The 26,106-nt window shown below is 73.7% G+C and carries 25 protein-coding genes; 11 read left to right on the top strand and 14 right to left on the bottom strand.

Annotated features, from left to right (window positions below; genetic code table 11):
- Positions 1 to 312: 312 nt before the first annotated feature.
- Positions 313 to 1,191, bottom strand: a complete 879-nt coding sequence (locus ACTMTB_RS25410) for a hypothetical protein (RefSeq protein WP_441148727.1) — start codon at positions 1,189 to 1,191, stop codon at positions 313 to 315.
- 113 nt (positions 1,192 to 1,304) lie between these two features.
- Positions 1,305 to 2,144, bottom strand: coding sequence for a phytanoyl-CoA dioxygenase family protein (locus tag ACTMTB_RS25415; protein ID WP_441148728.1), 840 nt, complete (start codon positions 2,142 to 2,144; stop codon positions 1,305 to 1,307).
- Positions 2,145 to 2,283: 139 nt separating this feature from the next.
- Here ACTMTB_RS25415 and ACTMTB_RS25420 point away from each other — a divergent pair, with 139 nt between their 5' ends.
- Positions 2,284 to 3,015, top strand: a complete 732-nt coding sequence (locus ACTMTB_RS25420; protein WP_441148729.1) for a helical backbone metal receptor — start codon at positions 2,284 to 2,286, stop codon at positions 3,013 to 3,015.
- A 29-nt stretch (positions 3,016 to 3,044) separates the two neighbouring features.
- Here ACTMTB_RS25420 and ACTMTB_RS25425 read toward each other — a convergent pair whose 3' ends face one another.
- On the bottom strand, positions 3,045 to 3,743 hold the full coding sequence (locus tag ACTMTB_RS25425; RefSeq protein WP_441148731.1) for a CBS domain-containing protein: 699 nt from the start codon (positions 3,741 to 3,743) through the stop codon (positions 3,045 to 3,047).
- Positions 3,744 to 3,977: 234 nt separating this feature from the next.
- On the opposite strand from ACTMTB_RS25425, the gene ACTMTB_RS25430 reads away from it, so the two are divergent.
- The gene (locus ACTMTB_RS25430; protein ID WP_441148732.1) at positions 3,978 to 4,529 is read left to right on the top strand and encodes a hypothetical protein; all 552 of its coding nucleotides are present in this window, start codon (positions 3,978 to 3,980) and stop codon (positions 4,527 to 4,529) included.
- Positions 4,530 to 4,705: 176 nt separating this feature from the next.
- Positions 4,706 to 5,083, top strand: coding sequence for an FKBP-type peptidyl-prolyl cis-trans isomerase (locus ACTMTB_RS25435; protein ID WP_238452105.1), 378 nt, complete (start codon positions 4,706 to 4,708; stop codon positions 5,081 to 5,083).
- A 126-nt stretch (positions 5,084 to 5,209) separates the two neighbouring features.
- Here the strand turns inward: ACTMTB_RS25435 and ACTMTB_RS25440 are convergent, their stop codons facing one another.
- Positions 5,210 to 5,578 carry an STAS domain-containing protein gene (locus tag ACTMTB_RS25440; RefSeq protein WP_357618940.1) on the bottom strand — a complete coding sequence of 123 codons (369 nt, stop codon included), beginning with the start codon at positions 5,576 to 5,578 and terminating at the stop codon, positions 5,210 to 5,212.
- Positions 5,579 to 5,750: 172 nt separating this feature from the next.
- Here ACTMTB_RS25440 and ACTMTB_RS25445 point away from each other — a divergent pair, with 172 nt between their 5' ends.
- Complete coding sequence (locus tag ACTMTB_RS25445) at positions 5,751 to 6,776, top strand: SMP-30/gluconolactonase/LRE family protein (RefSeq protein WP_441148734.1); 1,026 nt, start codon at positions 5,751 to 5,753, stop codon at positions 6,774 to 6,776.
- A gap of 194 nt (positions 6,777 to 6,970) precedes the next feature.
- Here the strand turns inward: ACTMTB_RS25445 and ACTMTB_RS25450 are convergent, their stop codons facing one another.
- The 5 genes from ACTMTB_RS25450 to pdhA all read right to left on the bottom strand — a co-directional run bounded on the left by ACTMTB_RS25450 (position 6,971) and on the right by pdhA (position 13,886).
- The gene (locus ACTMTB_RS25450; RefSeq protein WP_441148769.1) at positions 6,971 to 8,242 is read right to left on the bottom strand and encodes an Ig-like domain-containing protein; all 1,272 of its coding nucleotides are present in this window, start codon (positions 8,240 to 8,242) and stop codon (positions 6,971 to 6,973) included.
- A 196-nt stretch (positions 8,243 to 8,438) separates the two neighbouring features.
- Positions 8,439 to 10,115, bottom strand: coding sequence for a right-handed parallel beta-helix repeat-containing protein (locus ACTMTB_RS25455; protein ID WP_441148736.1), 1,677 nt, complete (start codon positions 10,113 to 10,115; stop codon positions 8,439 to 8,441).
- Between the two features lie 170 nt (positions 10,116 to 10,285).
- On the bottom strand, positions 10,286 to 11,668 hold the full coding sequence (locus ACTMTB_RS25460; protein WP_441148737.1) for a dihydrolipoamide acetyltransferase family protein: 1,383 nt from the start codon (positions 11,666 to 11,668) through the stop codon (positions 10,286 to 10,288).
- Entirely contained in the window at positions 11,665 to 12,681 is a 1,017-nt protein-coding gene (locus tag ACTMTB_RS25465) for an alpha-ketoacid dehydrogenase subunit beta (protein WP_441148738.1), read from the bottom strand. Before ACTMTB_RS25465 ends, ACTMTB_RS25460 begins: the two co-directional genes overlap by 4 nt.
- Positions 12,681 to 13,886, bottom strand: a complete 1,206-nt coding sequence (gene pdhA / locus ACTMTB_RS25470; RefSeq protein ID WP_441148770.1) for a pyruvate dehydrogenase (acetyl-transferring) E1 component subunit alpha — start codon at positions 13,884 to 13,886, stop codon at positions 12,681 to 12,683. Before pdhA ends, ACTMTB_RS25465 begins: the two co-directional genes overlap by 1 nt.
- A gap of 72 nt (positions 13,887 to 13,958) precedes the next feature.
- On the opposite strand from pdhA, the gene ACTMTB_RS25475 reads away from it, so the two are divergent.
- Complete coding sequence (locus ACTMTB_RS25475) at positions 13,959 to 14,465, top strand: Lrp/AsnC family transcriptional regulator (protein ID WP_280836669.1); 507 nt, start codon at positions 13,959 to 13,961, stop codon at positions 14,463 to 14,465.
- A 27-nt stretch (positions 14,466 to 14,492) separates the two neighbouring features.
- On the opposite strand, the gene ACTMTB_RS25480 is transcribed toward ACTMTB_RS25475, so the two are convergent.
- Positions 14,493 to 15,464 carry a DNA polymerase domain-containing protein gene (locus ACTMTB_RS25480; RefSeq protein ID WP_441148739.1) on the bottom strand — a complete coding sequence of 324 codons (972 nt, stop codon included), beginning with the start codon at positions 15,462 to 15,464 and terminating at the stop codon, positions 14,493 to 14,495.
- A 124-nt stretch (positions 15,465 to 15,588) separates the two neighbouring features.
- Between ACTMTB_RS25480 and ACTMTB_RS25485 the strand changes: the two genes are divergently transcribed.
- Entirely contained in the window at positions 15,589 to 16,209 is a 621-nt protein-coding gene (locus ACTMTB_RS25485) for an L-threonylcarbamoyladenylate synthase (protein ID WP_154936484.1), read from the top strand.
- Between the two features lie 97 nt (positions 16,210 to 16,306).
- On the opposite strand, the gene ACTMTB_RS25490 is transcribed toward ACTMTB_RS25485, so the two are convergent.
- The 3 genes from ACTMTB_RS25490 to ACTMTB_RS25500 form a co-directional block, all read right to left on the bottom strand.
- Positions 16,307 to 16,852: a hypothetical protein gene (locus tag ACTMTB_RS25490; protein ID WP_441148740.1), complete on the bottom strand. Its 546-nt coding sequence runs from the start codon at positions 16,850 to 16,852 to the stop codon at positions 16,307 to 16,309.
- 136 nt (positions 16,853 to 16,988) lie between these two features.
- Positions 16,989 to 17,315, bottom strand: coding sequence for a hypothetical protein (locus ACTMTB_RS25495; RefSeq protein WP_441148742.1), 327 nt, complete (start codon positions 17,313 to 17,315; stop codon positions 16,989 to 16,991).
- A gap of 103 nt (positions 17,316 to 17,418) precedes the next feature.
- Entirely contained in the window at positions 17,419 to 19,380 is a 1,962-nt protein-coding gene (locus ACTMTB_RS25500) for a Xaa-Pro dipeptidyl-peptidase (RefSeq protein WP_441148743.1), read from the bottom strand.
- Positions 19,381 to 19,559: 179 nt separating this feature from the next.
- On the opposite strand from ACTMTB_RS25500, the gene ACTMTB_RS25505 reads away from it, so the two are divergent.
- A complete protein-coding gene (locus ACTMTB_RS25505; RefSeq protein WP_441148744.1) occupies positions 19,560 to 21,809 on the top strand; it encodes a glycosyl hydrolase in 2,250 nt (749 codons plus the stop codon).
- Positions 21,810 to 21,873: 64 nt separating this feature from the next.
- Here the strand turns inward: ACTMTB_RS25505 and ACTMTB_RS25510 are convergent, their stop codons facing one another.
- Positions 21,874 to 22,104 carry a hypothetical protein gene (locus tag ACTMTB_RS25510; protein WP_441148771.1) on the bottom strand — a complete coding sequence of 77 codons (231 nt, stop codon included), beginning with the start codon at positions 22,102 to 22,104 and terminating at the stop codon, positions 21,874 to 21,876.
- A 149-nt stretch (positions 22,105 to 22,253) separates the two neighbouring features.
- Here ACTMTB_RS25510 and ACTMTB_RS25515 point away from each other — a divergent pair, with 149 nt between their 5' ends.
- From ACTMTB_RS25515 to ACTMTB_RS25530, 4 genes are all read left to right on the top strand, one after another.
- Entirely contained in the window at positions 22,254 to 22,985 is a 732-nt protein-coding gene (locus tag ACTMTB_RS25515) for a histidine phosphatase family protein (protein WP_441148745.1), read from the top strand.
- Positions 22,969 to 23,838 carry an NAD(P)H-hydrate dehydratase gene (locus ACTMTB_RS25520; RefSeq protein WP_441148746.1) on the top strand — a complete coding sequence of 290 codons (870 nt, stop codon included), beginning with the start codon at positions 22,969 to 22,971 and terminating at the stop codon, positions 23,836 to 23,838. The genes ACTMTB_RS25515 and ACTMTB_RS25520 overlap by 17 nt, the downstream gene beginning before the upstream one ends.
- A 145-nt stretch (positions 23,839 to 23,983) precedes the next feature.
- Entirely contained in the window at positions 23,984 to 25,468 is a 1,485-nt protein-coding gene (locus ACTMTB_RS25525) for a S8 family peptidase (protein WP_441148747.1), read from the top strand.
- 114 nt (positions 25,469 to 25,582) lie between these two features.
- Positions 25,583 to 26,083, top strand: a complete 501-nt coding sequence (locus tag ACTMTB_RS25530) for a hemerythrin domain-containing protein (protein WP_179805259.1) — start codon at positions 25,583 to 25,585, stop codon at positions 26,081 to 26,083.
- Positions 26,084 to 26,106: the final 23 nt, after the last annotated feature.

The following is a 26,106-nucleotide window of genomic DNA, read 5'->3' on the forward strand; positions in this document are numbered from 1 at the left end:
CGATCCGGTACCTGACTCGTGACCCCGTCGGGCGAACGGAATTCGGGGTGGGACGCCCGTCGGATCACTGCGACGTTCCGGTCGCGCGTCGATGGCCGACGATGCCCTTTCCGCACCGTCCGCCGCGTCGGGTGGCGCGGCTGGGAAGAACTGTGTCCATTCCCGCTTAGGTACGGAGCGCCGCGGGCGATGGTTCAACGCGGATCGAGGAATTCGGAACGGGCCGGTGACGACGGCCCGATCGGGGTTCTGCGAAAGACGCGGAGTCACCGCGGGGCGACGCTGCGGTCGGATGGACGCTGCGGTCGGATGTCAGTCGACGCAGAGGTGGTCGAAGGCGAAGCCGCCAACCAGCTCGTCCCGGCGGGCGCGCAGCCCCCGGATCTCCCGCCGCAGCTCGGCCCGGTCCACCAGCGGCGGTTCGTCGGGCTCCAGCGCCCGCAGCCGCTCCCCGACCGCGACGGTGGCCAGATCCTCGGCCAGCCGGGCGGCGTCCACTCCGCACCAGAAGCGGTGCTCGCGAACGGTCACCCGCTCGACCAGGCAGCTACCGGGCCGCACCTCGACCCAGCTCCAGCCCTCGGCCGCCCCGTCCCGCCACCGCACGTGCAGCCCGCGCACGATGGGGTCGGCCAGCCGCCGGGACACGTACGCGTCGACGGCGGCGGCACGGGTCAGTGCCCCGAGGTCGTTGACCGGGCCGGTGCGGCCGTCGGGCAGCCGACCGACGATGTCGCGGAAGGCCACCGCGCTGTCGTACCCGTCGCCGTGCTGGCCGGCGGACGGGCCGGCGTACGCGCGGGCGTCGATGACGTACCCGACGATCCGCGGGCCGTGTGCGGCGGACCGCAACGTCGGCGACTCGACCCGCAGCACGGGCAGGTCGACCGCGGCGCAGACGGCGTCGCGCATCCGCTCGGCGCGCTGCCGGGCCGAGCCGGGCGGCGCCGGCGCGCCGAGCACGACGGCGAAGAGCGGCCGACCGGTGTCGGCGGCGCAGACCACGTGGTCGAACTCCTCGCGGGTCGCCGAACTCCACTGGTGCCCGGTGATGCCCTCCGGGCGCCGGGTCACCAGGTCGCCGAGCCGGCGACCGGCGTGCACCACCTGACCGGCCCGGACGGGCAGCGCGGCATCGTCGAGCGGCAGCGGCCGCAGCCGGGAACCGTCGTCGGTGGCGGTACGCGTCATGGTGGTGCCGGATCCTCACGTGGTCGGTCGACCGGCCGAGTCTAGGGCGTCGACCCTGCTCGTCGCCTCACCGGTGCGGTCGGATCCGGGCCCCGCCGGTCGGCGCCGGCGGCTCAGGCGGCCCCCATCACCAGGCCCTCGATGGTGTGCTTCTGCCGGATCGGGGTGAGTCGCTCCACCACCGGGCACGGCAGGTGGGCGCGGGCCAGCTCGGGCAGCCCGTCCCGGTACTCCCGGGTGACCGCCATGTCGTGCCGTTCGGCGTTGCCGGCGCCGGGGGCGTCCACGCCGAGCACCAGCACCGGCCGGGCCAGCGTCGAGACGTTCGGGGTGCCCCGGTGCACGGTCAGCGCCGAGCGGGCCGAGATGTCGCCGCGCCGCGGGTACTTGCGCACCGCCCGCTGCGCGTAGCGGGGGTAACGCTCCTTCGGCGGGAACATCCCGTGGTCGAAGTCGGCGCCGTCGTCCCACTGGGTGCCGGGGGCGATCTCGAACGGGCCCATCTCCTCGACCGTGTCCACGGTGGTCAGGTTGAACGCGAGCGAGGTGAGTCGCCGTTGGCGTCGGGTCTGCTCGGGCATCGGGAAGTCCCGGTGCCAGGGCTGCATGACGGCCCCCGGGAACGGGATGTCGAAGCCGAGCTCGACGATCTCGTAGTCGGGGCCGAGCACCGCGCGGCAGACCGCCACCACCCAGGGGTGGGTGACCAGGTCGGCGAAGCCGCGCAGCTGTTCGGGGTGGATCTCGACGTACCAGCGGTTCGGGCCGCGGCCGACCGCGCCGTCCGGACGGGAGCGGGCCTCCCGGAAGGCCGCGTCGATGTCCTCGCCGACCTGGTCGACCCAGTCGACGCCGAACCCGCCCCGGCAGGCGGTGATGCCGTCGCGGTAGAGGTCGCCGAGCGCCTCCACCGGGGTCTCGTCCTGGACGGTCGGGGTGGGGTGGGCGGTCATCGGTCCTCCTCGGGGTGCCGGACCACCCGAGTATTACAACGTTGTAGAAGAGCGGCAAGGGGGCCGGCCGGACGGGGCCGGCCCCCGCGGGGACGATGGGTCGGACCGGCGCGGTCCGTGCCGGGGAGGGAGGTACGCCGTGCGGGTGGTCTCGCTGGTGCCGTCGCTGACCGAGGCGGTGGCGGTGACCGTGCCGGAGGTGCTGGTCGGCGCGACCGACTGGTGCACGCACCCCGCCGGGCTCGACGTGGCGCGGGTGGGCGGCAGCAAGTACCCGGACCTGGACCGGGTGCTCGCCCTGCGCCCGGACCTGGTGCTGCTCAACGTGGAGGAGAACCGGCGTGCCGACGCCGACGCGCTGGTCGCGGCCGGGGTGCCGGTCCGGGTCACCTACCCGCGTACCGTGCCGCAGGCGCTGACCGAGCTGGCCGACCTGCTCGCCGCGCTCGGCGTGGCCGCCGAACCGGACTGGCTCGCCGCCGCCCGCCGCGCCTGGGCCACCCCGGCCACGCCGTCGCCGGTGCCGCGCCGGGCCGTCGTACCGGTGTGGCGCCGGCCCTGGGTGGTGCTCGGTGGCGACACCTTCGCCGGGGACGTGCTGCGCCGGCTCGGCGTGGCGAACCTGTACGCCGACGACGCCGAGCGGTACCCGCGCCCGGACCTCGACGCGCTGCGCGCCCGGGAACCCGACCTGGTCGTGCTCCCCGACGAGCCGTACGCGTTCACCGCCGCCGACGGCCCGGAGGCGTTCCCCGGCACGCCCTGCGCGCTGGTCTCCGGCCGCCACCTCACCTGGTACGGCCCGTCGCTGGCGGAGGCGCCCGGGCTGCTGGCCGCCCAGCTCGCCGACCCGGTGACCCACCCGGCCTAGACCCGGGCGGAGCCCCCGGGGGCGGCGGTTCAGGCGACCGGGGTGACCCGGGCCGGGGGCAGCTCGACCAGGACGGTGTCGTCCACGTCGTACCCGATGGTGTCGACCACCCGGACCACACCGCTGACCTGCCCGGCGAGCCGGACCGCGAGGTCGGCGGCGCTGCGCCGGTCGAGCCGGCCGTCCAGGGTCACCTCACCGTCGCGGACCCGCACGGTGACCAGTCCGTCCCGCACGGCGAGCACCCGCCGCAGCACCTCCTGCACCACGTCCGCGCGGATCTCCGCGTCGCTGCGCAGGTGCACCCGGAGCAGGTCGCCGCGGGTCACGATGCCGACCAGCCGGCCGAGGTCGTCGAGCACGGGCAGCCGCTTGACGACCTCCCGGTCCATCAGCCGGGCCGCGGCCGGCAACGGCGACTCCGGGTACGTGGTGACCGCCGGCGCCGTCATCAACTCCTTCGCCACCAGCGCGCCGGCCTTCTCCCGCGCCACCCGCCGGCGCCGGCCCTCGAAGACCCGGCGCTCGTCCGGGTTGCCCGCCCGCTCCACCTTGTGCAGCAGGTCGGCCTCGGACACCACGCCCAGCACCCGCCGGAACCCGTCCACCACCGGCACCGCGCTGATCCCCCGCCGGATCAGCACGTCCACGATGTCGCGGTACGGGGTCTCCTCCCCCACCGTCGCGACGTCCCGGGTCATCACGTCGCCCACCTGCCACGTCCTCATCACGACCTCCTCGGCTGGTCTGCATCCGCACGGTATGGCGGCGCCGACCAGCGGGGGCAGAGGCGGTGGACCGGGTCGGACGGGGGCCGAAGGTCCCGCCGTCGAGGCCGCGTTCGGGGTCCAAGGTCCCGGTCCGGGACGGCCCGACCGGCCCTGCCCGCGACCGCCGGGCGGCGGTGCAATGAATGTGCCACCGGAAAGCGCGGTGCCAGGCAGAGAAGGGACGTGGACACCATGACCGCGACGATCGAGCGGACCACCACCGCCACCACCATCGCTCCGGCGGCCGAGACCCCCCGTGAGCGCGCCGCCCGGTTCGTCTGGGCCGGCACCCGGATCGCCCTCGGCTGGATCTTCCTCTGGGCGTTCCTGGACAAGGCCTTCGGCCTCGGCCACGAGACCGAGGCGAAGAACGCCTGGATCAACGGCGGCAGCCCGACCAAGGGATTCCTCACCTTCGGCGCGGCCGGCCCGTTCCAGGGCATCTACCAGGACATCGCCGGCGCGACCTGGGCCGACTGGCTGTTCATGGCCGGTCTCGCCGGGATCGGCGTGGCGCTGCTGCTCGGCATCGGGATGCGACTGGCCGCCACGACCGGCGTGCTGCTGATGGTGCTGATGTGGACCGCCGTCCTGCCTCCCGAGAACAACCTCTTCATGGACGACCACCTGATCTACGCCGCGGTGCTCGCCGGTCTGGCCCTGGTGGGCGCGGGCAACACCCTCGGCCTCGGTCGGGTCTGGGCGAACCTCCCCGTCGTCCGGAGGTACGGCTGGCTGAAGTGACCGCACCGACCCGCAGGGGGCGCCACCGACCGGTGGCGCGCCCTGCGGCGTTTCCGGGCCGCCGTCGCACACGGCGCGCCGTCCGCGGGACTGCCGGGGATCGGTGGGTCGCGATCCGGCAGGATCGGAACCGACCGGACGATCGAGCCAGAACGGCAGGAGATCAGCAGATGAACATGCCCCAGGCAGGAAAGCCCGAGATCGGCCCGATCGAGGGCGCGCCCCCGGCCGACCTCGTCATCGAGGACATCACCGTGGGCGACGGCCCGGAAGCCCAGCCCGGCCAGCTCGCCAACGTCCACTACGTCGGGGTGTCCCACTCCACCGGGCGCGAGTTCGACGCGTCCTGGAACCGGGGCGAGGCGTTCGAGTTCCCGCTCGGCGGCGGCCAGGTCATCGCCGGCTGGGACCAGGGCGTGGTGGGCATGAAGGTCGGCGGCCGTCGCCGGCTGACCATCCCGCCGCATCTGGGCTACGGCAGCCGTGGCGCCGGCGGCGTCATCAAGCCGAACGAGACGCTGGTCTTCGTCGTCGACCTGCTCGGCGTCCGCTGACCGGAGGCGGGGTCGTCGGCGCCACGCCGGCGGCCCCGCGCCAACGGCTGCGGGTCGGTGCCGTGTTGGCGGCCCCGCACCATTGGGTGCAGGGCGGTGCCGTGCCGGCGACGGCGACGGCGCGCCTCAGGCGCAGGCGACCAGCTCGCCGCGGGGGCAGGGCGGAGTGGGCAGGCTCTGCACGACGGGGACGACCCGGTGCAGGCCGGTGGCCCGCAGCACCCGGGCGACCACCGGATCCGGGTCGGCCAACACCAGCTCGCCGCCCCGGGCCCGCACCCGCAGGTGCGCGGCGACCAGCGCGCGGACCCCGGCGGCGGAGAGCAGCCGGACACCGGAGAGGTCGACCCGCAGCACCGGACGCGCCGGCGCGGCCCACAGCGCGGCGCGCAGCACACCGACCGAGGCGACGTCGACCTCGCCGACCACTCGCACCCCGACCACGTCGTCACCCACGCTGAGCTGCACGTGGAGCCGGTCACCCCGCTGTCCCATACGGACGAATCTAGCCCCGGCCACCGACATTTCCGCCGTCCGACGGACCGAATCCGGGTACGCCCAGGGTCGCCCCCGGGGGAGTCCCCGATCCGTCTCAGGGACGATGCGCCGCCGGCGCGACACGCCCGGCGGGGGGACGGGACCGGGATCGGCGGGTGACAATGACCCGATGGTCGTCCCGCGCCAGCGCCCCCGCCCGCCCCGCCTGATCCGGCCCGTCCGCGAGCCGGCCACCGTCCCGCCCCCGCTGGCCGGGGTGTGGGCGGCCACCGACCGGCGGCTCGACGCGGTCGAGCTGCTGCCCCTGCCGCCCGGCGCGCACGGGCCGGAGGACGTGCTGGTGGACCCGGACGGGCGGGTGGTCAGCGGCGACGAGGACGGGCGGCTCTGGTGGTGGCCCGCCGACGCGCCCGCCGGCACCGCGCCCCGGCTGCTCGCCGAGACCGGCGGGCGGCCGCTCGGCATCGAGCTGGACCCGCGCGACGGCAGCCTGGTGGTCTGCGACGCGTACCGGGGGTTGCTGCGGGTCACCCCCGACGGCGCGGTGCACGAGCTGACCGGCAGCGCGCCGCCGGTGCACCTGGCCGACAACGCCACGGTGGCCCGCGACGGCACGGTCTACTTCACCGACTCCTCCGACCGGTACCCGCTCTCGCACTGGAAGCACGACCTGCTGGAACACCGCCCCAACGGGCGGGTGCTGGCCTACGACCCGCGCTCGGGGCGCACCGAGGTGGTGACCGACGGGCTCTACTTCCCCAACGGGATCGCGCTGACCCCGGACGAGTCGGCGCTGATGCTGGTGGAGACCAGCACCCACCGGCTGGTGCGGGTGGCCCTGCCCGACGGGGCGGTCACCGTGCTCACCGACCTGCCGGCGTACCCGGACAACCTCACGGCGGTCGGCGACGGGACGTACTGGATCGCGTTGCCCAGCCCCCGGCTGCCGGTCGTAGAGCGGCTGCTGCCGCACCCCCGGCTGCGCCAGCTGGTGGCGCTGCTGCCCGACGCGGTACGACCGCAGCCGCAGAAGTACGGGCTGGTCGCCCTCGTCGACGGCGAGGGGACGGTGCTGCGCACGCTGCACGGCCCCGACGGCGCCTACTGGATGATCACCGGGGTCCGGCAGCACGGCGACCGGCTCTGGCTGGGCAGCCTGGTCGGCACCGCCATCGCCCGCGTCGACCTCACCTGAGGTCCGCCTCACCCGGCCCGATTGTCGCCGGCCGTGCCGCCGCACACGGGGGCTCGGGAGCCCTTCGGGGAGGCCGTCCGAGCTGCCGGGTGCCCACCTCGACCGGGCACCGGCCCCGATCCTGCCCGGGCCGACGCACGAACGGCCCGCCGCGCGGCGGGCCGGTCGTACCCCGGTCGTTCCTCCCTCTGGTCTCAGCCGCCGCTGGCGGACGGCGCGGGTGCGGGCGACGATCCCCCCGCCACCGCCCCCGGGTGCCCCGGGCTCAGGGTGGGCGCCGGCTTCAGTCCGGGCGGCACGGGCAGCGCGCTGCCCTTGGCGAACTCGTCCCAGCTGACGTTCCAGGCGGTGAAGCCGTTGCCCTGGTCCAACTGCACCTCGGTGCCCTTGATGGTCACCAGGTCGCCGACCTTCGTGATGCCCATCAGCCAGTCCGCCGCCGTCACCGACACGTTGGTGCAGCCGTGCGAGACGTTGATGTTGCCCTGATCCCCCTCCGACCACGGCGCGGCGTGGATGAACTCGCCGCCCCAGGTGAGCCGCTGGGCGTCCTCCACGTCGACCACGTAAGGGTCGGCCGAACCCCGGGTGTCGAACGTGGTGAAGTCGTGCTTCTCCATGATCACCATCTTGCCGCTCGAGGTCGGGGTGCTCGGCTTGCCCATACTCACCGGGATCTTGCGGACCAGCTTGCCGTCCTGCAGGACCGACATCTGCTTGGTGGCGTTGTCGATCTCGAGGGCCACCTGTCGGCCGATCTTCGAGGTGGACCGGCGGTCGTCGTCACCGATGAACTCCTTGCCGATCGGGAGTCCCGCCAGTCCCGACCGCACGCTGATCTTCGTGCCGGGCTTCCAGAAATCCGGTGCCCGGTATTCGACCTGCTTGCCGTCCCCCATCCATGACCAGGTACCCGGCTGCGGCGGGTCGGTCTTCACGAACAATCGCCGTTGCACGGCCGCCCGAGCCTCTTTGGGAATTGGCGGATCGAATGCGACGGTCACCGGCATCGCGGTGCCGTACGTCTGATTTCCGGCGAAATACAACGTGCTCTGTATCGCCTGTCTGGTCGATTTGGGCGACGTGGTGAAGGTCGTCCGCCCGACGGCGGTCCGCCCCTTCTTCCCGGTGGCGGTCACCTCCGCGGTGTAGGTCCGGCCGTTCTCCAGCGGAGTGCTCGGCACCCAGCTCGACCCGTCCTCGCGCGGCTCCCCCGCGACCTGCTTCCCCTTGTCGTCGGTGAGCTTGACGCCGGTGACCTTCCCGTGGCTCACGCTCGTCCCGACCTCCGCGCTGACCGGGACGTCCTTCGCCCGGTCGGCGGGGGTCACGGTGACCGCGGGGTCCTGGGCCCTGCCCGGCCCCGAGCCGGTGGCCTCCTTCCGGTCCGCCGTGCATCCGCCGAGGATCAACGGTGTGGCTGCGATGGTCACCGCCAATAGCGTCAGTCGCCGCCTCACATCCATATTCAGCCCCCCGTTTCCATTTCCCTTGGCCACATTCTGTACGGCGCTTCTCGGGCCGCGGCGCACTTTCGCGAGAAATGCTCGGAAACGGCTGGGCTTTTGGTCGCCGGTGTGCTCGGCCGCGAATTCGCGGCCCGGCCGTCCCGGAACAGGAAGCCTGGGTGGTCCGCGTCCCCGGCGTACCGACTCGGGTCGTTCAGTCCCAGTCCTGGTCGCCGTGGTTGCGGTCCCACCGACCGCCGACCGGCGGGGTGTCCAACCGGGTGGCGCTCTCGGCGTTGCCGGCGAGGTCGTTGTCCTCGACCCGGCAGGCCACGCAACTGCCCCGCTCGGTGATCCACAGCCCGTGGGTCTGGGTGCTCGGGTCGTGGTTGTCCCAGACGCGGTTGCCCCGGATCGTCGCCGAGTCGAAGGCCGCGTTGATGGTGATCCCGGCCCGGGTACCGGGCGCGGCGGGCAGCTCGTACGCCGTCCCGGGCAGCGGGGTGTCACCGCTCCAGGCGCTGTAGGCGTCCGGGCGTACCGGGGCGAGGGTGAGTTCGGAGGCGGTGTTGGCGGCCACCACGGCCACCCGCTCGCCCACCCGCAGCACCTTGCCCCGGTGCCCGTCCGACGGCCAGTTCGCCGAGCGGTCCACCAGCGCCTTGTCGCTGTACCGGACCGTCTCGCCGCCGGCGCAGGCGCCGGCGCACTGCCGCCCGTTGTTGCGGATCCGGTTGTTGAGCAGCACCGTGTCGGTCATCGGTCGGTCGAGGCGGATCCCGTCCAGGCCGTTGCCCCAGAACTCGTTGCTCTCGATCACCACGTCCATCGCCGGGTCCTGGTAGCCCCGGCCCAGGTTGTGCTCGTGGTAGCCGTAGGCGCCGTTGCCGCTGACCCGGTTGCCCCGCACCGTGTACGGGCCGGGGGTGTTGCCCATGCTGATCCCGTCGCGGACGTTGCCGTCGATCACGCAGTCGGTCAGCAGCCCACCCCGGCCGGCCACCCCCGAGGTGCCGTTGGCCGAGACGTCGAAGCCCGCCTCCAGGTTGCCGGTCATCGTGCAGCCGGTGACGATCAGCCCGTCGGCGCCCCAGTCGGAGATGCCGAACCGGTTGCCCTGGCTGTGGCAGCCGACGATCCGGTAGCCGCGCGGCGGCGGCCAGTAGTCCTTCTGCAACTCCAGGAAGATGCCGTTGGTGCCGTTGCCCAGCGCGGTGCAGTTGGCGATGGTGAGCCGCTCGACGGTGCCCCAACCGCCGATGCCGATGCCGATGCCGGCCCCGCCCATCTCCTCGCCGTTGTCCAGCCGGCCGCAGCCGACGACCACCACGCCGTCGATGATGCCGTCCTGGCGGAAGTCGCAGCCGAGCCCGCTCGCCGCAGTGTGGTGGATGTAGAGGTTGCGGAACACCCCGCGCACCACGTACTGCAGGCCCAGCCCCTTGGCCAGGTAGTTGTACTCGGCCATGGCCACGCCGGAGCCGTCGATCTCGAAGTCGGCGAAGGTGCAGTCGGCGATGTGCCGGTCCCGGTCCGCGCCGTGCTGCAGGGTGGTCCAGAAGGCCAGCGGCGTCGGGTCCGACCGGTTGCCCTCGTTGCTGAGCAGGAACCGGGTCGCCGCCGAGCCGGCCCCGATCAGCGAGACCCCGCTGCGCCACACCGTGCCGGCGTCGCGGATCGAGTAGATCCCCGGCGGGCAGTAGATCACCCGGGCCCGCCCGTCGGCGGCGTACCCGTCGCCGAGCCGGTCCACCAGGGCGGCGAGCGCCGGCTGGTCGTTGGTCACCCCGTCGCCGGTCAGCCCGTACTCGTGCGCGTCGCACCACAACGGCGCACCGGCGACGGACGGGCGCCGGTCCCGCACGGTGACGGGCAGACCCTGGTACGGCACGGGTGCTCCTCTCGGCGGTCCGGTCGTTTCCCCGGCCGCCGATTTCCCGACCCACCGACCGGAAAACGCCGTGCCCACACCCCCGCCGCCCGCACCGTTGGGCCGACGAAGCGGACACCACGCCGTCCGGCGGCGGAGCCGGCCAGCGCGGCCGGCTCCGCCCGTACCGCTCAGACGTTGGCGACCAGCAGCGCCGGCTGCTCGACGCAGTCGGCGACGTGCCGCAGGAAGCCGCCCGCCACGCCACCGTCACAGACCCGGTGGTCGAAGGTGAGGCTGAGCTGGGTCACCTTGCGCACCGCGAGCTGCCCGTCGACCACCCAGGGCTTGTCCACGATCCGGCCCACCCCGAGCAGCGCCGCCTCCGGGTGGTTGATGATCGGCGTCGAGCCGTCCACGCCGAACACCCCGTAGTTGTTGAGGGTGAAGGTGCCGCCGGTCAGCCGGGCCGGCGGCAGCGTGCCGGCCCGGGCCGCGGCGGTGGTCTCCGCCAGCGCGGCGGCCAGCTCCCGGGTGGTGAGCCGCTGGGCGTCGCGCAGCACCGGGACGACCAGGCCCCGGTCGGTCTGCGCGGCGATGCCCAGGTGCACCCCGGCGGACTGGATGATCCGCTGCCCCTCGGTGTCGACGTGCGCGTTGAGCTGCGGGAACCGCCGCAGCCCGCTGAGGCAGATCCGGGCCAGCAGGGCCAGGATGCTCACCGGCGCGTCCGGGGTGGCGGCGTTGATGGCCGCCCGGGTCTCCAGCAACCCGGTGGCGTCCACGTCCACCCAGATGGTCACCTCGGGGATCTCCCGCCGGCTGCGGGAGAGCTTGTCGGCGATCACCTTGCGGATGCCGGTGAGCGGGATGATCACGTCCTGCCCCTCGGCCGGGGCGAGCCCGACGTGCGCGTCGGGCTGCTCCGGCACCGCCGCGAGCCGGCTGGCCGGCGCGGCGGCGGCCGCCTCCACGTCGGCGCGGCGGATCACGCCGCCGGTGCCGGTGCCGCGCACCGCGGCCAGGTCCACCCCGCGTTCCCTGGCCAGCCGACGCACGATCGGCGAGATGACCAGCGCCGCCGTCGGCGTCCGCCCGGCCGCGAGGTCGGTCGGTGCCGCGGCCGGCTCCGGCGTGTCCTTCCCCTCGGGGACGTCGGTCGCGCCGGCGGTGGGCTCGGGGGCCAGCGCCAACCGGGGACGGCGCCGACGCCGGCCGGCGCCGGCGTGCCCGGTGCCGTACCCGATCAGCACGTTGCCGGAGCCGGCCCGCTCCTCCTCGCGGTAGGTGGCGTGCCCGGCCGACTCGCCGCCGCCGCCGTCGAGCGGCGCGATGGTGATCAGGGGTTGGCCGACCGGGCGCACCTCACCCGCCGCGCCGTGCAGGGCGACCACCCGGCCGGCGTACGGGCAGGGCACGTCGACGACCGCCTTGGCGGTCTCCACCTCGACCACGCTCTGGTCCACCGTGACCACGTCGCCCACGGCGACCCGCCACTCCACGATCTCGGCCTCGCTCAGCCCCTCGCCCAGGTCGGGCAGGAGGAAGACCTGCGTCCGCTCCACCGTGGTCACGCCGCACTCCCCTGGGGCAGCCAGCGCGGGTCGGGCTGGTCGTCCCACTGGAGGCGGGCCACCGTGTCCAGCACCCGGTCCACCGAGGGCAGGTGGGTGTGCTCCAGCATCGGCGCCGGGTACGGGATGTCCAGGCCGGACACCCGCAGCACCGGGGCGTGCAGGGCGTGGAAGCAGCGCTCCTGCACCCGGGCGGCGATCTCCGCGCCGACCCCGGCGAAGCCCTGCGCCTCCTGGATCACCACGCACCGGCCGGTCCGGCGGACCGAGGCGGCGATCGTCTCGTCGTCGAACGGCACGATGGTGCGCACGTCGACGACCTCCAGGTCCCAGCCCTCCTCGCGGGCGGCCTCGGCGGCCTCCAACGCGACCGGCACCGCCGGGCCGTACGCGACCAGGGTGGCGTCGGTGCCGGGCCGGCGCACGACCGCCCGGCCGAACGGCGCGGTGGTCGCGGGCAGTTCCGCCTCGGCGCTGGAGAAGTAGAGCTTCTTGGGCTCCATGAACACGACCGGGTCGGGGTCGTCGATCGCTTGGCGCAGCAGCGAGTACGCGTCCTCGACGGTGGCCGGGGTGACCACCTTCAGGCCCGGGGTGTGCGCGTAGTACGCCTCGGACGAGTCGCAGTGGTGCTCCACCCCGCCGATGCCGCCGGCGTAGGGCACCCGGATCACGATCGGCACGCTCAGCGCGCCGCGGGTGCGGTTGCGCAGCTTCGCCACGTGCGAGGCGATCTGCTCGAAGGCCGGGTACGCGAACGCGTCGAACTGCATCTCCACCACCGGGCGCAGCCCGGACATGGCCAGCCCGACGGCGAAGCCGACGATGCCGGCCTCGGCCAGCGGGGTGTCGAAGCAGCGCTTGTCGCCGAAGCGGGCCTGGAGCCCGTCGGTGATCCGGAAGACGCCGCCGAGCTGCCCGACGTCCTCGCCGAAGACGACCACCCGGTCGTCGTCGAGCATCGCGTCGGCGAGCGCGGCGTTGAGCGCCTTCGCCATGGTCATGGTGGCCATCAGGCGTCCCCCTCCTCGTCGCGGGCGGCGGCCAGCTCCGCGCGGACCTGCTCGCGCTGCTCGACCAGCTGCGGGGTCGGCTCGGCGTAGACGTGGTCGAAGAGGCTGAGCGGGTCGACCGTGGGCTGGGCGTTCATCCGGTCGCGCAGGCCGGCGGCGTACGCCTCGGCCTCCTCGGCGATCGCGGCCACCGCCGCGTCGTCGAGCGCGCCCCGGTTGCGCAGGTACGTCTCCAGCCGGGCCACCGGGTCGCGGTCGCGCCAGGCCTCGACCTCGTCGGCGTCGCGGTAGCGGGTGGCGTCGTCGGCGTTGGTGTGCGGCTCCATCCGGTAGGTGTGCGCCTCGACCAGGAACGGCCCGTGACCGGCCCGGGCGTGCGCCACCGCGCGGGTGAGCACCGCCAGCACCGCCACCGGGTCGTTGCCGTCGACCTGCTCGCTGGGCACGCCGTAGCCGACGCCCTTGTACGCCAGGCTCGGCGCGGCGGTCTGCCGGGACAGCGGCACGCTGATCGCGTACTTGTTGTTCTGCACGAAGTAGACGACCGGGGCCTTGAACACGGCGGCGAAGTTGACCCCCTCGTGGAAGTCACCCTCGCTTGTCGCGCCGTCGCCGATGAAGGCCAGCGCCACGGTGTCCCGGCCCTGGTACGACTCGCCGTAGGCCAGCCCGGCGGCGTGCACGCACTGGGTCGCCAGCGGGGTGCACTGCGGCGCGGTGTGCACCCGCGTCGGGTCGTACCCACAGTGCCAGTCGCCGCGCAGCAGGGTGAGCACCTCGACCGGGTCGATGCCCCGGCTGACCAGCGCCATCGACTCGCGGTAGGTGGGGAAGACCCAGTCGGTGTCGCGCACGGCGAGGGTCGCCCCGACCTGGCAGGCCTCCTGGCCGCGTGAGGACGGGTAGACGGCGAGCCGGCCCTGCTTGGTCAGGGCGGTGGCCTGGGTGTCGAAGCGGCGACCGACCACCATCCGGCGGTACATCTCGCGCAGCGCCTCGGCGGGCGGCTCGGGGTAGTCGGCGCGGGCGGGCAGCGGCGTACCGTCCGGGTCGAGCAGTCGGACCGGCTCGGCCTGCGGGAGCAGGCCGGCGGACTTCTCGGGCGCGGCCGGGGTGGCCGGCCGGCGGGTGCGCGGGGATGCCCTGCGGACCGCCTGGGGTGTGGTCGTCACGGCGGGGACCTCCTGGACGTGTGGTGGCCTTATGCTCCTGCTGTCGGATGATTGACTCAAGATGCGCGGTGAACGTGGGATGAATGGCATCCCGAGGGGGCTGATGTGAGCCAGGAGACCAGTCCGGAGGCGGGCCTGCCCGGTGGAACGGGACGTTCGGCCGGTCCGCTGGACGAGGTGGACCGGCGCATCCTCGACGAGCTGGTCCGCGACGGCCGGCTCTCCGTCCGTACGCTGGCCGAACGCGTGCACGTCTCCCGCACCAACGCGTACGCCCGGGTGGAGCGGCTGCTGCGCGACGGCGTGATCACCGGGTTCCGGGCGCAGGTGGCGCCGGAGCCGGCCGGGCTGGGCACCTCGGCGTACATCGCCCTGACGATTGAGCAGAACACCTGGCGGGAGGTGTCGGCGGAGCTGGCCCGGGTGCGCTACGTCGAGCACGTGGCGCTGCTCAGCGGCGAACACGACGTGCTCGCGCTGGTCCGCGCGCCGGACAACGCCACCCTGCGGGACGTGGTGCTGGAGCGGGTGCAGGGCATCGCCGGGGTGCTGTCCACCCGCAGCTGGCTGGTCTTCGAGGAGTTCACCGGCGCCCAGAGCCCCTGGCAGTGACCCCTCAGCGCCCTGGGCGGTGACCCGTCAGCGCTCCGGCGGGGCCGCCAGCCCCTCCCGGTCGGCCAGCTCCAGCAGCGGCTCCAGCGAGAAGCGCCGCTCGTCCAGGCCGGCGTGCGGGTCGCCGCGCCCGGCGAACCGGGCCGGCATGCTCACCACGTCGAAGTCCTCGGGGCGAGCGTCGTCCAGCTCCGACCAGTCCAGCGGCGCGGAGACCAGCGCCGCCGGCGTCGGCCGGATCGAGTACGCCGAGGTCATGGTGTGGTCGCGGGCCATCTGGTTGTAGTCGACGAAGACCGGCCGGTCCCGCTGCTCGCGCCACCAGGTGGTGGTGACCAGGTCGGGGCGGCGGCGCTGCATCTGGAGGCCCAGCGCCAGCACCGCGCGCCGGCACTCGCCGAAACTCCACCTCGGCTCGATCGACAGGTAGACGTGCAGGCCCCGACCGCCGGTGGTCTTCGGGTAACCGACCAGGCCCAGCTCGTCGAGGAAGGCACGGACCTCGTGCGCCACCGGCACCACCTGGTCGAAGCCGACGCCCGGCATCGGGTCGAGGTCGATGCGGAGCTGGTCGGGGCGTTCCACGTCGGCCGCCGAGACCGGCCAGGGGTGGAACCGCAGCGTCCCCAGGTTGGCCGCCCAGATGACCACGGCCAGCTCGCTCGGCGCGACCTCGTCGGCCGTCCGCCCGCTGGGGAACGTGATGTGCGCGGTGCGGACCCAGTCGGGCGCGCCGGCCGGCAGCCGCTTCTGGTAGAAGGCGTCGCCGCGGTTGTCCTGCCGGGTGGCGATCTTCGCGCCCTCGAAGACACCGCGCGGCCAGCGTTCCAGCATGGTCGGCCGGTCCCGCAGCGCGCGCAGGATGCCGTCGCCGACGGCGAGGAAGTAGCGCACCACGTCCAGCTTGGTCAGGCCTCGCTCCGGGAAGTAGGGCTTGTCCGGGCTGGAGACCCGGACCACCCGCTCCCCGACCCGGATCTCCTCCGCCGCCGTCGCCACGCTCACACGGTAACGGCAGCGGCCGACTCCCGCGCCCGGCTCACCGGCACCGCCCGCCGAGCCGGACGGCACGCGATGGCGGCCGGCCGTTCCGGGGGTCGCCGCCCCCGCCTAGGCTGCCGCCATGGCGACGTACCTCGACGTGCACCCGGACAACCCGCAACCACGAACGATCAGCCGGGTGGTGGACGTCGTCCGCGGCAACGGACTGATCGCCTACCCGACGGACTCGTGCTTCGCCCTCGGCTGCCAGCTGGGCAACCGGGAGGGCATCGACCGCATCCGGGACATCCGCCAGCTCGACAGCCGGCACCACTTCACCCTGGTGTGCCGGGACTTCGCGCAGCTCGGCCAGTTCGTCCAGATCAACAACGCCCTGTTCCGGTCGCTGAAGGCGGCGACCCCGGGCAGCTACACCTTCATCCTGCCGGCGACGAAGGAGGTGCCCCGCCGGCTGCTGCACCCGAAGAAGAAGACCGTGGGGGTCCGCATCCCCGATCACGTCGTGACGCAGGCGTTGCTGGCCGAGCTGGGCGAGCCGCTGGTGTCGAGCACCCTGCTGATGCCCGGCGACACCGAACCGATGACGCAGGGCTGGGAGATCAAGGAGCGGCTCGACCACGTGGTCGACGCGGTGATCGACTCCGGCGAGTGCGGCACCCTGCCCACGACGGTGATCGACTTCTCCGAGGGCGAAGCGGAGATCCTCCGCCGCGGCGCCGGCGACCCGTCCCGCTTCGAGTAGGCCGTCGCGCGCCACTCGGTTTGCGGCGTGTGGCGGTGTCCGGGACTCGGAATACCGCCACCCGCCGCAAACGGTGCCAGGCGCGCCCGGCGGGGACTCAGGGTGTCTCGTCGTCCAACGACGGCAGCGGCAGCAGCTCGGCGGTGCTGCCGGCGCCCCGCTCGGAGTGCGCGGGTGGCGGCAGGTCGCCGCCCGGTGCCCGGCTGTGCAGCCGGCCCGCCCCGGCCGGCCCGGCGCGGCGGGAGACCTCGCAGGTCACCTGATGGATCGGCGCGGGCGCGGTGCCGAACCGCCCCGGTCCCCAACGCACCCAGATCGCGACGCGGCCGGCCGCCGCCTCCGCCAGAAGCTTGTCCCAGGTACGACGCCGGTCCGTGTGGTCGACCTCGATGACCACGGGCGGCCCGTCCGGCCGGGCACACGCGACGTCGAGTACCGACTGCTGACGGGACAGCGGCGGCGGTAGGGGCAGCACGCTCGGCGCCCGGCGATAGACCCGCCAGCCCTGGTCACCGGCCCAGGCGACCACGGAATCGATGATCCGCGCCGTCACCGCGTCCGTGGTCAGGTCGACGAAGGTGAGCCGGGCGAGGTCGCGCCCGAGTGACGCCGCCAGCCGTTCGCCGTCCGCCACGCCGTCCATGGGCGCAGGGTAGCGGCTCGCCGGGCCTCCGCCGTGACCGGCGGTCGCGGCCGGGCGTCCCGCCGGCCGTGCACCGCCGCGTCGGGCCCGTGGTGCCGACGCCGTGGCCGCGCCCACCGGCAGCCGGCCGGAGCGGTCAGACGATCAGCAGGATGCCCACCACGACGAGCGGAACCGAGACGAACAGGAAGATGCCGACCCCGGTGAGCACCCGCCCACCGCCGGCGTCCTCCCGCTCCGGCGCCAGCCCGAACGTCGACCGGGCGTCCAGCATGCCGATCCGGCTCAGGGTGAGGTCTCCGGTGACCGCCAGCAGGAGGCCGACCACCACCAGCGCGATGCCCAGCAGGTGGAGGAATTCGCCACCGCTGACCGCCACCCAGATCCCCACCCCAACCGCGGCGACCGCCACCGCGATCACGAAGAGCACCAGCGCCTCGCCCAGACCCTTGACCACTGTCATCCGGCGTCACCCTTCCCGTCGTGGTCGATCGATTGGCATCCTTCCCGGTCGATCGGCCCGCCGCTGCCCCGCAAGGCGGCGGCGGGCCGGTCGACAGCCGCCGTCAGGAGCGGTCCGGCAGCTGACGGTTGTCGGGCGGGGCGGCGCGGCCGTCCGACGGGGCGGCGGGAGCGGTGACCACGTCCGGCGCGACCGGGGCCGACGGCAGGGTGGCGCGGCCGGTGACGGGCAGGGTCAGCGTGCTGCCTCCCAGGTCCACCGAGACGGTGGCGTCCCGGTCGTCGGTCTCGGTGAAGCCCGGGTCGCTCTGGGCGAGGACGAGACCGAGCACGTGGCCGGCCGGCAGCACCGCGTCGTACGCGTTGAGCGGCAGGGTGACCGTGTACCAGCGGTCCGGGCGCAGCGGGCTGGTGAACCGCAGGGACCGGTGGTGCGCCGCGTCGAGCCAGCCGCGGGTGAGGACGCCGTGGTCGGTGACCGCGGTGATCTCGGCGGTGTCCCGGTAGCAGGCGTCGTCGGCCACGGTGGACTCCCCCCAGCACGACTCGGTGGCGAGCGTGCGGACCCCCTCGGAGCTGCGGTACTGGATCCGTTCCGCGGTGCCGTAGTCGACGAGCCGCGCGCTCAGCGCGGTGGTCGGCCGGTCGACCCTGATCCGCAGGCGCACCGACGGCGTCCCGGAGATCCGCAGCGGCGCGGTCAGCGCGCCGGAGAGGAACACCAGCCGTCCGGCGCGGGCGGTCGTTGGCTCGGTGACCACCTGCGGCTCGGTCAGCGACTCGTCGGTGTACGCCCGCACCACGCCCGGACGGGCGCCAGGACCGCCGAGCGTGCCGGTCGTGCCGTCGCCGGCGCCCAGGGCCACCGGGACGTTCCGGGTGCCCGGGGCCGGCCAGTCGCGCTGCTCGGTCCACACCCCGGGGGCGGTCTCCAGGGTGGCCCGGGGCTCCCGCATGACGCCGTTGGGCAGGCCCTGCAGCCAGTAGTCGAACCAGCGGTGCAGGGTGGCGACCCACTCGGCCCGGCGGACGTCGAACGGGTCCTCGTGCCCGGCCTGGTAGAGCCAGAGCCGGCGCGGCACCTGCCGGTCGGCGAGCGCGTCCCACCAGCGGGCGAACTGGCCGGTGGTGACATTCAGGTCGTTGACGCCGTGCGCGACCAGCACGCTCGCCCGGACCTGCTCGACCGAGCGGCGGTAGTCCCGCTCCGCCCAGTACGCGTTGTAGTCGCCGGTGTCCTCCGCGCTGTCGGCGCGCAGCCGGGCGAGCACGGCGGCGCACGCCGCGGCGGGCCGACCGTTGACCACCTGGTGCAGGTAGGCGGGATAGTCCGACGCCCGCAGCAGGCCCCGGTAACGCTGGTAGTCGTACCAACTGGAGATCGCGGAGATCGGCACGATGGTCTCCAGGCCCCGGACGCCGGTGGCCGCCACGCCGTTGGCGACCGAGCCGTCCCACGACTTGCCGATCATGCCGACCCGGCCGGTGCTCCACGACGCGGTGACCGGCTCGCCGTCCAGCGTGAAGCCGCGGGCCCGGCCGTTCAGCCAGTCCACCACCGCCTTCGCCCCGGCCACCTCGGCCCGGCCGCCGACGTCCTCGCAGCCGCTGGCGCGGGCGGTGCCGCTGAGGTCGACCGCGGCGAAGGCGTACCCGCGGGGGACGAACCAGTTGTCGTAGAAGAGCGGGGCCTTGGCGATCACGCCGTTCGCGTCGTACGTCTTGCGTTCGCTCTCGTTGCCCCGGCCACAGCAGTGGTAGTACGGCGAGGCGTCCATGATGACCGGCACCCGGACGCCGGCCTGCGCCGCCTCCCGGGGCCGGACCAGGTCGACCATGACCCGGTCCCGCACGCCGTCGCCGTCGGCGTCGGTCGGCGTCTCGACCTGGACGCTCTCCCGGACGGCGTCGGCGTAGGAGTAGACCGGCACGGTGTGGTCGCCGGCGAGGTGCGGTGGGGCGGCCGGCCGGCCGGGCGCGGCGTGGGTGGGGGCGGCGGGGGCGGCCGTGAGCAGCAGCGCCGTGAGGGTGGCGGCGGCCAGCGCCCGGCGGCGGGCAGGCGTCATCGTGGTCCTTCCGACGGGTACGGCAGGTCAAGCCATTCCACCCCATCGATATGGTTCCTGCCTAGTGTCCGGTGTCGACCCGGTCACCTTCAGCGACGCCGGAGGGTTGACCATCGACATCCGTCTTCGTAACGTTCGGCGGGACCGTCGACCCTCCCTCCACCGGCGAAGGGACCTCCGTGGCACGACGACGTACCCTCTCCCTGATCCTGGCCGCGACGCTGCTCTCCGGCGGCACCGTGGCCCTCTCCCCCACCGGCGCCGGCGCCTCACCGCCGCGTCCCGAGGACGAGTACCGGCCGGTGCGCGGGCCCTCCGCCCCCGCCGAGTACCGCTATCTCCAGAAGACCGTGCGCGGCGAGGCGCTGCCCCGGCACGCCTACGACACGGCGGCGAAGGCCGGGGCCCGGCTGCCCGCGGTCGGCGGCCGGTGGACCTCGGTCGGGCCGACCAACATCGGCGGCCGGATCACCTCGCTCGCGCTGGACCCGCACCGCCCCGACACCGTCTACGCCGCCGCGGCCAGCGGCGGGGTCTGGGTGAGCCGGGACGCCGGCAACCGCTTCGAGCCGGCCTGGCCGGACGGCTGGACCCAGGCGATGGGCGCGGTGGCGACCGGCCCGGACGGCACCCTGTACGCCGGCACCGGCGAGGCCAATCCCGGTGGTGGCAGCATCACCTACGAGGGCACCGGCCTGTACGCCTCCCGCGACGGCGGCCGGAACTGGCGGTCGCTGGGCCTGCGTGACTCGGGCGCGATCGGCGCGATCACCGTCGACCCGGCCGACCCGAAGCGGATCTTCGTGGCCGCCGCCGGATCGCTCTACAACGGCGGCGGCGACCGGGGCGTCTACCGCTCCACCGACGGCGGTGCGACCTGGCAGCGGATCCTCGCCGGGGCCAACGAGTTCACCGGCGCGACCGAGGTGCTGATCGACCCGCGCGACGCCGACCGGCTCTACGCCGTGCTCTGGGACCACCGCCGCACCCCGGACCTGCGCACCTACGGCGGCGTCGGCTCAGGGGTCTACCGCTCGGTCGACGGCGGAGCGACCTGGGCGCGCCTGGCGGGTGGGCTGCCGGCGGCCGGGCCGGAGGTGGGCCGGATCGGCCTGGGCCAGTCCGCCTCGGACCCGGACCGGCTCTACGCGATCGTCAACTCCACCGCCGGCCCGTTCGCCGGGTTCTACGGCAGCAGCGACGGCGGCGACGCCTGGACCCGACTCCCGGACACCCCGGAGCTGACCACCTCGCAGTCCACCTTCGGCTGGTGGTTCGGCAAGGTCTGGGTCGACCCGGACGAGCCGCAGCACGTGCACGTCGCGGGCGTGCCGCTGCTGACCACCAAGGACGGCGGGCGGACCTGGACGGCGGACAGCAGTTCCACCCACGTCGACCACCACGCCATGATCTGGGATCCGCGCCGTCCGCAGCGGGTCTACCTCGGCAACGACGGTGGGACGTACCGCTCGGACGCCAACGGGGACGGCGGCTGGGTGAAGGCCACCCACGAGCCGTACACCCAGTTCTACAGCGTGGCGATCACGCCGCAGGACGTCAGCCGGATCTCCGGCGGCACCCAGGACAACGGCTCGCTGCGCTCGTGGGGCGGCCCCGCCTTCAACGAGTATCTCGGCGGGGACGGCGAGGAGAACCTGATCAACCCGACCGACAAGGAGAACGTCTACGCCTGCTACCAGTACGGCAACTGTTTCTTCTCGACCGACGGCGGCGAGACGATGACGTACTTCGGCAACCAGGTCACCGCCGCCCGGCGCAACTGGTTCACCCCGGTGGTCTTCGACCCGCGCGACCCGGCGGTGATGTACTACGGCGCCAACGTGCTCAACCGGTCGACCGACGGCGGCCGGACCTGGACGGCGATCAGCGGCGACCTGACCGGTGGACCGGGCCGCGACCCGATCTACACCAACTACGGCACCATCACCACGGTCGCCCCGGCCGGGGACGGCCGGACCGTCTACGTCGGCACCGACGACGGGCGGGTCTGGGTGACCCGGGACCTGGGCGGCTCCTGGCAACTGCTGCTCTCCGGGCAGCCGTGGGTCACCCGCGTCGTGGTCGACCCACGGCGGGCCGACCGGGTGTACGTGACGCTGTCCGCGTACCGGTCGGGCTCCCAGCGGCCGTACGTGCTCGGCTCGCTCGACGGCGGCCGGCACTTCCACGACCTCAGCGGCACCCTGCCGAAGGCGCCGGTCAACGACCTGGCCATCGGCAAGGGGCTGACCCTCTACGTCGGCACCGACCAGGGCGTGTTCGTCAGCCCGACCGGCGGCGGGGTCTGGCTGCGCCAGGGCCGGGGCCTGCCGTTGGTCCCGGTCGACGACATCGAGTACGACGGCACCAACCACCGCCTCGTGGCGGGGACCTTCGGCCGGGGCATCTACGCCGTCCAGGTGCCCTGAGTGTCGCGGCTGCCGGGACCGGACGCGACGAGACTGCCGCGTCCGGCCCCCGGCAGCGCGGGTGTCAGCGCCCTTCCTGCTGCAAGCGCTGCATGAGCATCTGCTTGGCCTGGTCACCCGCCTTGCGGTTGTTCTCCTGAATCTTGCTGAACCAGGTGGCCAGTTCCGAATCGCCCCGCTGCTCCGCGTCCGCGATGTAGGTGTCCATCCGGTAGATGTTGTCCAGCGACATCTGCAGGACGTGGATCAGGTCGTAGTTCTTGTCCTTCAGCGGGCTCTTCTGTTCCTTCACCATGGTCGCCACGGCGTACCTCCCCCTGTCTCGGCTTCCGAACGCGCCAGCGCTTACCCGGCCTCGGCCCGTTCACGCCCGGGGCGCGGGTCGGGGGCTGCCGGCCGAGCCGGAACGGTTACCGGGCGGCCCGCTCGGGTACGGGTGGCCGCATGGCGGAACTGGCAGCCCTCTGGATCGTCCGGCACGGCGAGAGCACGGCGAACGTCGCCGCGACGGCCGCGGAGACGTCCGGCGCCGAGCTGATCGACCTGACCCACCGGGACGCCGACGTGCCGCTGTCGAACACCGGCGAGGAGCAGGCCCGGGCCACCGCCCGCTGGCTCGCCGGCCTGCCGGCCGAACGCCGGCCCGACGTGGCGGTGGTCTCGCCGTACCTGCGGGCGGTGCGCACGGCCGAGCTGGCGCTGGCCGGCACCGGCATCCCGGCCAGCCGGGACGAGCGGCTGCGCGACCGGGAACTGGGCATCCTCGACGGCCTGACCGGGCACGGCGTGCAGCGCCGCTTCCCCGAGGAGGCCATCCGCCGCCGCCGGCTCGGCAAGTTCTACTACCGCCCACCGGGCGGCGAGTCCTGGACCGACCTGGCGCTGCGGCTGCGGGCGCTCCTGGGCGACCTGCGCCGCGACCACGAGGGACAGCGGGTGCTGCTGTTCGGCCACGACGCGCTGGTCTTCATGCTCCGCTACCTGGTGGACGGGCTGACCGAGGCGGAGCTGATGGCGCTCACCCGGGAGCACGTGATCGCCAACTGCTCGGTGACCGGCTGGTCGGCCGACCCCGAGGGCCGCCTCGTCCTGGACACCTTCAACGACGTGACGCACCTGCGCCGGCAGGGCGCCCGACGGACCAGGGAGGACGAGGTCCATGCCGAACCGGTCTGAGACGCTGGTGATCACCCCGGCGCTGCTGCGCGACTGGGCGCTGCCGGTGCCCACCGGCGGCAAGGAGCACCGGGGCACCGTGCTGGTGGTCGGGGGTTCCCGCTTCACCCCCGGCGCGGTGCTGCTGGCCGGCGTGGCCGCGCTGCGCGCCGGCGCCGGGGTGCTTCAGCTGGCCGCCGCCGAGTCGACCGCCGCCGCGCTGAGCATCCAGGTGCCGGAGGCGCTGGTGATCGGCCTGGCCGAGACCGGGGACGGGGCGGTCGCCGGCGATCCGGGCGACCGGCTCGGCGAGCTGGTCGGGCAGGCCGACGTGGTGGCGCTCGGTCCCGGCCTCAACGACATCGACGAGACCCGGGCGCTGCTGCGCCTGGTCCTGGACGCCGCCGCGCCGGAGACGCCGCTGGTGCTGGACGCGTACGCGCTCGGCGCGCTCAGCCACCAGCCGGACCTGCTGGTCGGCGCGGGCCGGCCGGTGGTGCTCACCCCCAACGTGACCGAGGCGCGGCACCTGCTGGGCCGCGAGCCCGGTCACGACCTGGACGCCGAGGCGCGCGAGCTGGCCCGTCGGTACGACGCGGTGGTCTCGCTCTACGGCCACATCGCCACCCCCGCCGGCGAGTGCTGGCGGGAGGAGAGCGGCGACGCGGGCCTGGGCACCTCGGGCAGCGGCGACGTCCGCTCCGGGCTGCTGGCCGGGCTGCTGTCCCGCGGGGCGACGCCGGCGCAGGGCGCCTGCTGGGCCGCCTGGGCGCACGCGGTCAGCGGCCAGCGGCTGGTCCCCCGGTTCGGACGGATCGGCTTCCTCGCCCGCGAGCTGCTGGACGAAATCCCGCACACCCTGGCCACCGTATGACGGTCAGCGACCGACCGAACGGATGTGTGTAACGACACACTCCGCTCCTACGCTGTTGGTTCGGAAGCGGGCATCCCGCCCTCTTCCCGCCGGCCGCTCCCCACCAGGGGGCGCACCCGGCTGAAAACAGCCCCTGGGAGTCTGTGTGAAGAACCTTCGTCGCAAGACACTGGCTGCCGCGTCCGCCGTGACCCTCGGTGTCGGCCTCGCCGTCACCGGCGGGCTGGCCCCGGCGGCGGCCGCCGGCCCGGACACCACGTTCCTGGTCCTGGCCCCGCAGGGCGCCACCACCGGGAAGGCGGCGGCCCGCGTGGCCGCGGCCAACGGCACCGTGGTGGCCACGTACGACCAGATCGGCGTGCTCGTCGTCCGCTCGACCAACCCCGACTTCGTCACCGACGTGGCGGGCGCGGGCGTCGAGTCGGTGGCGTCCACCGCCGGCCTGGGCACCGCTCTCGAAGAGAGCGAGACCGTGGAGGTTTCCGCGGCCGAGGCGGCGAGCAGCACCGCCGACCCGACCGGGGAGCCCCTCTTCGGTCAGCAGTGGGACATGCCGATGATCGGCCTCCCGCAGGCCCACGCCGTCAACGCCGGCAGCGCCGACGTGGTGGTGGGCGTGCTGGACAGCGGCATCTCCTCCAGCCACGAGGATCTGAAGGACCAGATCGCCAAGGACAAGAGTGCGTCCTGCCTCGGCGGCACGGTGGACACGGCCGAGGCGGCCTGGAACCCGACGACCTCCGACCACGGCACCCACGTGGCCGGCACCATCGGCGCCGCCGTCAACCGCAAGGGCGTGGCCGGCATCGCGCCGGGCGTGAAGCTCGCCGCGGTGAAGGTGGTCAACGACGACGGCTACATCTTCCCGGAGGCCGCGGTCTGCGGGTTCATGTGGGCCGCCGAGCACGGCATGGAGCTGACCAACAACAGCTACTACATCGACCCGTGGGAGCTGAACTGCCGCAACGACGCACGCCAGCGTCCGGTGTGGCAGGCGGTCCAGCGGGCCATCCGTTACTCGCAGAGCAAGGGCGTGCTCAACGTGGCGTCCGCGGGTAACTCCAACTACGACCTCGCGCACAAGCTCGACGACTTCGGCAGCCCGAACAACGGGACGCCGGAGGAGCGCGAGGACCTCACCAACGCCTGCCTCGACCTGCCGGCCGAGGTGCCGGGTGTGGTGACCGTCTCGGCGGTCGGCCGGACCGGGGCGAAGAGCTTCTACTCCTCGTACGGCCAGGGTGTCATCGACGTGACGGCGCCGGGTGGCGACACCCGCTACCGCACGCAGGGTGTCACGCCGACCTCCACCGACGGGATTCTGTCGACCACCTTCAACACGGCGACGAAGACCAACGGCTACGGCTACAAGCAGGGCACCTCGATGTCCGGCCCGCACGCCACCGGCGTGGCGGCGCTGGCGGCGTCGGCGCACCCGGGCATGAGCCCGGGTCAGCTGGCGGCGTTCCTGGAGCGTACGTCGGTGGCGCAGTCCTGCCCGGAGGGCGTCTACAACCCGGCTCCGCTGCACCCGGCCGGCCCGCACGCCTACGACGCGACCTGCTCCGGCGGCGAGCGCAACGGCTTCTACGGCGCCGGCATGGTCAACGCGTACAACGCGGTGAAGTAGCAACACGGCACGACTAGTGATGGGGCCCGGCGGACACGCCGGGCCCCATCCGTTTTCGCAGCTCACCCTCGGGGTACCGGGGCAGACGTCAGTCGGAAACAAGGAGGTCTGCCGGTGTCCACCGATGCCATCGTCCTGCTCAAAGAGGACCACAAGGAGATGCGCCGACTCTTCAAGGAGTTCCAGAAGGCCGAGGAGGGTCCGGCCAGCAAGCGCCAGCAGCTGGTGAACCAGATCCTCGAAGCCCTGACGGTGCACACCTACCTGGAGAACGAGGTGATGTACCCGGAGGTCCGCAAGCTCCTGCCCGACCTGGAGGACGACATCCTCGAGTCGTACGAGGAGCACCACGTCGCCGACCTGCTCTGCGCGGAGCTGGCCGCGATGGACGCCTCCGACGAGCGCTTCGTCGCCAAGACCACGGTGCTGATCGAGAACGTCGAGCACCACGTCGAGGAGGAGGAGCAGGAGTGGTTCCCGAAGGTGCGCGAGGCCCTCGGCCGCAACCAGCTCCAGGAGATCGGTGAGCGGATGATCGCGATGCGCAAGGACGCGCCGCGTACCCCCACCGCCCCCAAGGCGATCAAGAAGGCCGTCGACGCGGTGACCGCCTGAGCGCTATCCCGCACGGGGTCCGG

The sequence above is a fragment of the Micromonospora sp. L32 genome (genome assembly GCF_052068055.1).
GTDB lineage: Bacteria > Actinomycetota > Actinomycetes > Mycobacteriales > Micromonosporaceae > Micromonospora > Micromonospora purpureochromogenes.

Coding starts and splice junctions, on each gene's coding strand:
- ACTMTB_RS25495 (WP_441148742.1), bottom strand. CDS start 17,315: ATGACAGTGGTCAAGGGTCTGGGCGAGGCGCTGGTGCTCTTCGTGATC.
- ACTMTB_RS25445 (WP_441148734.1), top strand. CDS start 5,751: ATGGTCGTCCCGCGCCAGCGCCCCCGCCCGCCCCGCCTGATCCGGCCC.
- ACTMTB_RS25410 (WP_441148727.1), bottom strand. CDS start 1,191: ATGACGCGTACCGCCACCGACGACGGTTCCCGGCTGCGGCCGCTGCCG.
- ACTMTB_RS25435 (WP_238452105.1), top strand. CDS start 4,706: ATGCCCCAGGCAGGAAAGCCCGAGATCGGCCCGATCGAGGGCGCGCCC.
- ACTMTB_RS25500 (WP_441148743.1), bottom strand. CDS start 19,380: ATGACGCCTGCCCGCCGCCGGGCGCTGGCCGCCGCCACCCTCACGGCG.
- ACTMTB_RS25430 (WP_441148732.1), top strand. CDS start 3,978: ATGACCGCGACGATCGAGCGGACCACCACCGCCACCACCATCGCTCCG.
- ACTMTB_RS25515 (WP_441148745.1), top strand. CDS start 22,254: ATGGCGGAACTGGCAGCCCTCTGGATCGTCCGGCACGGCGAGAGCACG.
- ACTMTB_RS25490 (WP_441148740.1), bottom strand. CDS start 16,852: ATGGACGGCGTGGCGGACGGCGAACGGCTGGCGGCGTCACTCGGGCGC.
- ACTMTB_RS25510 (WP_441148771.1), bottom strand. CDS start 22,104: ATGGTGAAGGAACAGAAGAGCCCGCTGAAGGACAAGAACTACGACCTG.
- ACTMTB_RS25485 (WP_154936484.1), top strand. CDS start 15,589: ATGGCGACGTACCTCGACGTGCACCCGGACAACCCGCAACCACGAACG.
- ACTMTB_RS25465 (WP_441148738.1), bottom strand. CDS start 12,681: ATGGCCACCATGACCATGGCGAAGGCGCTCAACGCCGCGCTCGCCGAC.
- ACTMTB_RS25450 (WP_441148769.1), bottom strand. CDS start 8,242: ATGGATGTGAGGCGGCGACTGACGCTATTGGCGGTGACCATCGCAGCC.
- ACTMTB_RS25440 (WP_357618940.1), bottom strand. CDS start 5,578: ATGGGACAGCGGGGTGACCGGCTCCACGTGCAGCTCAGCGTGGGTGAC.
- ACTMTB_RS25425 (WP_441148731.1), bottom strand. CDS start 3,743: ATGAGGACGTGGCAGGTGGGCGACGTGATGACCCGGGACGTCGCGACG.
- ACTMTB_RS25520 (WP_441148746.1), top strand. CDS start 22,969: ATGCCGAACCGGTCTGAGACGCTGGTGATCACCCCGGCGCTGCTGCGC.
- ACTMTB_RS25415 (WP_441148728.1), bottom strand. CDS start 2,144: ATGACCGCCCACCCCACCCCGACCGTCCAGGACGAGACCCCGGTGGAG.